Source organism: Moorena sp. SIO3E8, from assembly GCF_010692445.1.
GTDB lineage: Bacteria > Cyanobacteriota > Cyanobacteriia > Cyanobacteriales > Coleofasciculaceae > Moorena > Moorena bouillonii.
Genome location: NZ_JAAHHM010000264.1, coordinates 1 through 4,498 on the forward strand (window position 1 = coordinate 1; position 4,498 = coordinate 4,498).

The following is a 4,498-nucleotide window of genomic DNA, read 5'->3' on the forward strand; positions in this document are numbered from 1 at the left end:
GGGGGGGTTAGGGGGGCGGGGGCCTTTAATCCAGAAACCCCCCAAAGTTGGGGGGCTAGGGGGGCGGGGGACTTTAACTCAAGAACCCCCCAAAGTTGGGGGGCTAAATTAGATCCCCCCCAGCCCCCCTTAATAAGGGGGGAGCCATACTCAAAGTCCCCCTTATTAAGGGGGGAGCCATACTCAAAGTCCCCCTTTTTTAAGGGGGATTTAGGGGGATCTCAGAGTTTGAAGACACGCCCTAGGGGGGCGAAACTTGCTGTAACTCTGCTGGAACACTACGGGGTTATTCAAACAACGGCCTTAACTAAAGCAGTAGACCAACTAGCCGAACGGGGTTTCTTAGATAAAACCAAACAGAAGATAACCATTGAATTTATCCGGCGCTGGTTGATTAAACGTTACCCACTCCAGCAAGAGATCCTAGAACTAGAAAAACTAGGGCAAGAGCAAACTAATCCCATCTATCAACAAGCAACTACCCAGTATCAACAGGGGGAAATTACCAAAGCATTAGGGCTATATGAACAGGTTTTGGAACTAAACCCTAATCATTTTAGTGCTATCTTTGCCCTAGCTGAAGGATATCTAGAATGCGGAGAGTTTGAAAAAGCAGTTACCTATTACCAAAGAGCCTATAAAGTTGACCAAATCCGTAACAAAGATGGGTTGGTGCGATCCCTAATAAATTATGGCAATGAGTTAATAAAGCAAGAAGCATTCACAACAGCAACAGAGCAGTTCAATCAAGTCTTAAACATTGAGCCAGACAATCTATTGGCAATAGAAAAACTTCTGGAAATTGAAAATTATTTAGAGAACTCTGAACGATTAATTAACAATACTTACCCTTCTGGGATGACTGGTGAGTTTAGAGACCGCAGTAATCCTCAGAACCTTAGTCAAGGGAATTGGTTAGGTAAACTAGCAGCAGCTGTAGCAATCATTTCCCTAGTTGGTGTGGCATTTTATAAAGTATCAACTACCTGTAAACCAGCTGAACATAAAGTCTTCGGGATTAGAACCGTCGCAACTGATAGTAGTCAGACTAATACTAGTCAGAGTATTAGTCGCGGTGATCACAGCTTATTTCCTAGAATTGATAACAAGGAAAACATTGACCGTGCTACTGAAGCATTCCAAAACCAAAACTATAACGCAGCAGCTCAGGGTTTTTCCCAAGCTTGGCAGGCTAATCGAAATGATCCAGAATTCCTGATTTACTACAACAATGCCCGAGCGCGTCAACAGGGGTTGGAACCATTCACTATTGCTGTGGTAGTGCCCATAGACCAGTCAGAATCAAGGGCAAAAGAAATATTGCGAGGGGTAGCCCAGGCTCAACATCAGTTCAATAATTCAGAGGGATTAAATGGTCGATTCCTGGAAATTGCGATCGCTAACGATGGTAATGATCGAGACCAAGCCAAAACCATAGCTCAGACTTTGGTTAAAGACAAGTCTATCCTGGGGGTAATTGGACATAACTCTAGTGATGCCAGTAAGGCCGCACTCCCCCAATATGACAAAGCTGGCTTAGCGATGATTTCCTCCACCAGCACCAGTAGTGATTTAACCAGTCGTGATGACAACAGAAACGTGTTCTTTAGGACAGTTCCTTCTAATCGAGCACTTGCAAAAAAACTGGCTAAACATGTCAAAACTCAACCTGGCTTAGACAAGGTCGTAATTTTCTATGATGCTCACAGTGTCTATAGCGATAGTTTCAGAGAAGTTTTTAAAACAAACTTTGAAGACCTAGGGGGGAAGGTGTTTCGAGAGATTGAATTAAACAATCCTAACCTGAATATAACTGAACAAGTCAGGAGTCTCTCTCAAGATCAAGTCAAGGCTGCCATGTTATTCCCGAGCGTAGAATACCGTTTTATAGCTCTGGACATTGCTAAAGCCAACGCTAACCTGAACCCTAACTATAAAAACCCAGATCAGCAACCGTTGAGATTGTTCAGTGGCGATACTTTATATAGTGAGAAAAACTTGAAAGAGGGTGGGCAAGCCCTTGAAGGTTTGACTATGGCAGTTCCCTGGTTTAGGAAAGCACCAGATGCCAGAAACTTTTCTATAGCAGCTAGGGAACTATGGCAAGGAGAGGTTAACTGGCGCACTGCGACTAGTTTCGATGCTACTCAAGCCTTTATTCAGGCTTTGGTCCAGGACGCCGACCGAAAGCTAGTTCTCAACAGACTCCGCAATATTAAGCTTTTACCTAATGAAACCTCTGGGTTACCGTTGCAGTTTAATAACCAAGGGGAGCGTGAGAGTGAACCTGTCCTGGTGGAAGTGCTTGACGGTGAATTTAAATTGAAATGAGTTCATAGGGCAATTAGCATCTGTTGCCTAGCAGCGGAGAAATATGTCAAACTATTAAGCGTGTGGATTACATCATCTCTAACTACCGCGTTAACACCAACCGCTGTTGCCCTCGGAAACTTTGACGGCGTCCATTTGGGGCATCAGCAAGTTATTGCTCCCATTTTGCCGAAGCCAGTTACTGCTCAAGCTCAAGCCCTGGCATCATCGAATCTTGAGCAATTTAGTAACTCTGAAACCAGTGGCTCAAATCTAGACCCAAATCTAGACCTAATCTATCCCACAGTAGCCACCTTCAATCCCCACCCCCGAGAATTCTTTTCTGGTCAAGCCTGGAAGCTACTGACACCACCAACGGAGAAAGCCCAACAGTTAAGTGCGTTGGGTGTGCAACAGTTAGCCCTATTACCCTTCAACCGGGAGCTAGCTTCCCTCAGTCCCCAGGAATTCGTCGAAAAGATTTTGGTAGAGCAACTGCGGGCAAAGCAAGTCAGTGTGGGAGAGGATTTTTGCTTTGGCCATAAGCGTGCTGGCACCGCAACGGATTTGGATGCGATCGCTTCCGCCTACGGTATTACCGTCCATATCGTATCCTTGTACAAACGTCAAGAGCAACGCATCAGTAGTTCCATCATTCGCCAATCCTTAGCCCAAGGGGATATCGACCAAGCCAACCGATTCCTAGGACGGCCATACACCCTAATCGGAATAGTAGAGAAAGGTCAACAACTCGGTAGAACCATAGGATTTCCCACCGCTAACCTCCACTTACCCCCAGACAAATTTTTACCTAAGCTAGGGGTTTACTGCGTCGAAGTCTCCCATACCTCTGAATCCTCTAACCTAGACACCAATTTATCCTCCCATCCTGGTGTCATGAATATTGGTATGCGCCCCACGGTCAAGGGCACCAGTTTAACCGTCGAAGTTCATCTATTCGATTGGTCCGGAGACTTATATGGCCAAACCCTAACCGTAAGCCTCCAGAAATTTATCCGCCCCGAACAAAAATTTTCCTCCCTAGACCAGCTCAAAGCCCAAATTCAGAGAGACTGTGAAGCTGCTCGGGATTTTTTTGGTTAAGGGAATCGGGAATCGGGAATCGGGAATCGGGAATCGGGAGTCGGGAGTCGGGAGTCGGGAGTCGGGAATCGGGAGTCAGATCAGTAACTGGCTTCTTCTTGTTCCCCCCTTATTAAGGGGGGTTAGGGGGGATCACTCATCAGGGGTTTAGGGGAGGCTAAGCAATTCTTGATTAGAATTCTGTAGTTGCTCAACCTACCTGGAAAATTCTGTATTGGTGATGGGATCGCGCTTTCGTTTATGGGATCGCGCTTTCGTTTATGGGATCGCGTTTTCGTTTATGGGATCGCGTTTTCGTTTATGGGATCGCGCTTTAGTTTATGCGATCGCGTTTTCGTTTATGGGATCGGGTTTTCGTTTATGCGATCGCGCTTTCGTTTATGCGATCGCGCTTTCGTTTATGCGATCGCGCTTTCGTTTATGCGATCGCGCTTTAGTTTATGCGATCGCGCTTTTGTTTATGCGATCGCTTCTTTCGTGGTGATGCGATCGCTTCTTTCGTGGTGATGCGATCGCTTCTTTCGTGGTGATGCGATCGCTTCTGTATTAGTGATGCGATCGCTTCTTTCGTGGTGATGCGATCGCTTCTGTATTAGTGATGCGATCGCTTCTGTATTAGTGATGCGATCGCTTCTTTCGTGGTGATGCGATCGCTTCTTTCGTGGTGATGCGATCGCTTCTTTCGTGGTGATGCGATCGCTTCTTTCGTGGTGATGCGATCGCTAATCCCGCAGCAAAACCCCAAGACCAAATCAGTTTGACTGGTGGTGCGTTACGGTGCGGACTATCCCAACACTGGTTACGAGGAGGTTGAACATGCTGGCAAGCCCGCCCCTAACGCACCCTACCCGATTCCCGATTCCCGATTCCCTACTCCCTACTCCCCCAAAAATTTACAAAAGTTTTCAAAATATGCTATAATTATAAGATTTTGTGCTATAATAAAAGTGGAGATATCGTGCGACGTGAAAGCGTCTGAATGAATCGAAACCTGAAATGGTTTTCTGAGGAGTGCATCCCTCAGCCTGCCGAGATGAGAGGGGAAGAGTAATCGGAACCTGTGTGCAGATTCTCGATAAAATCC

5 protein-coding genes are annotated in these 4,498 nt (G+C 46.2%); 4 read left to right on the forward strand and 1 reads right to left on the reverse strand.

Annotation, left to right across the window (positions count from 1 at the left end):
- The first annotated feature begins 228 nt into the window (after positions 1-228).
- Genes F6K46_RS38420 through F6K46_RS38435 form a run of 4 tightly spaced genes read left to right on the forward strand, consistent with a single transcriptional unit; the run spans position 229 to position 3,921 of the window.
- Complete coding sequence (locus tag F6K46_RS38420) at positions 229-2,331, forward strand: ABC transporter substrate-binding protein (RefSeq protein ID WP_293118042.1); 2,103 nt, start codon at positions 229-231, stop codon at positions 2,329-2,331.
- A gap of 60 nt (positions 2,332-2,391) precedes the next feature.
- Entirely contained in the window at positions 2,392-3,414 is a 1,023-nt protein-coding gene (locus tag F6K46_RS38425; protein ID WP_293067638.1) for a bifunctional riboflavin kinase/FAD synthetase, read from the forward strand.
- On the forward strand, positions 3,386-3,565 hold the full coding sequence (locus F6K46_RS38430; RefSeq protein ID WP_293067641.1) for a hypothetical protein: 180 nt from the start codon (positions 3,386-3,388) through the stop codon (positions 3,563-3,565). Before F6K46_RS38425 ends, F6K46_RS38430 begins: the two co-directional genes overlap by 29 nt.
- 35 nt (positions 3,566-3,600) lie before the next feature.
- Complete coding sequence (locus tag F6K46_RS38435; protein WP_293118045.1) at positions 3,601-3,921, forward strand: hypothetical protein; 321 nt, start codon at positions 3,601-3,603, stop codon at positions 3,919-3,921.
- Between the two features lie 85 nt (positions 3,922-4,006).
- On the opposite strand, the gene F6K46_RS38440 is transcribed toward F6K46_RS38435, so the two are convergent.
- On the reverse strand, positions 4,007-4,159 hold the full coding sequence (locus F6K46_RS38440) for a hypothetical protein (RefSeq protein WP_293067646.1): 153 nt from the start codon (positions 4,157-4,159) through the stop codon (positions 4,007-4,009).
- Between the last annotated feature and the right edge of the window lie 339 nt (positions 4,160-4,498).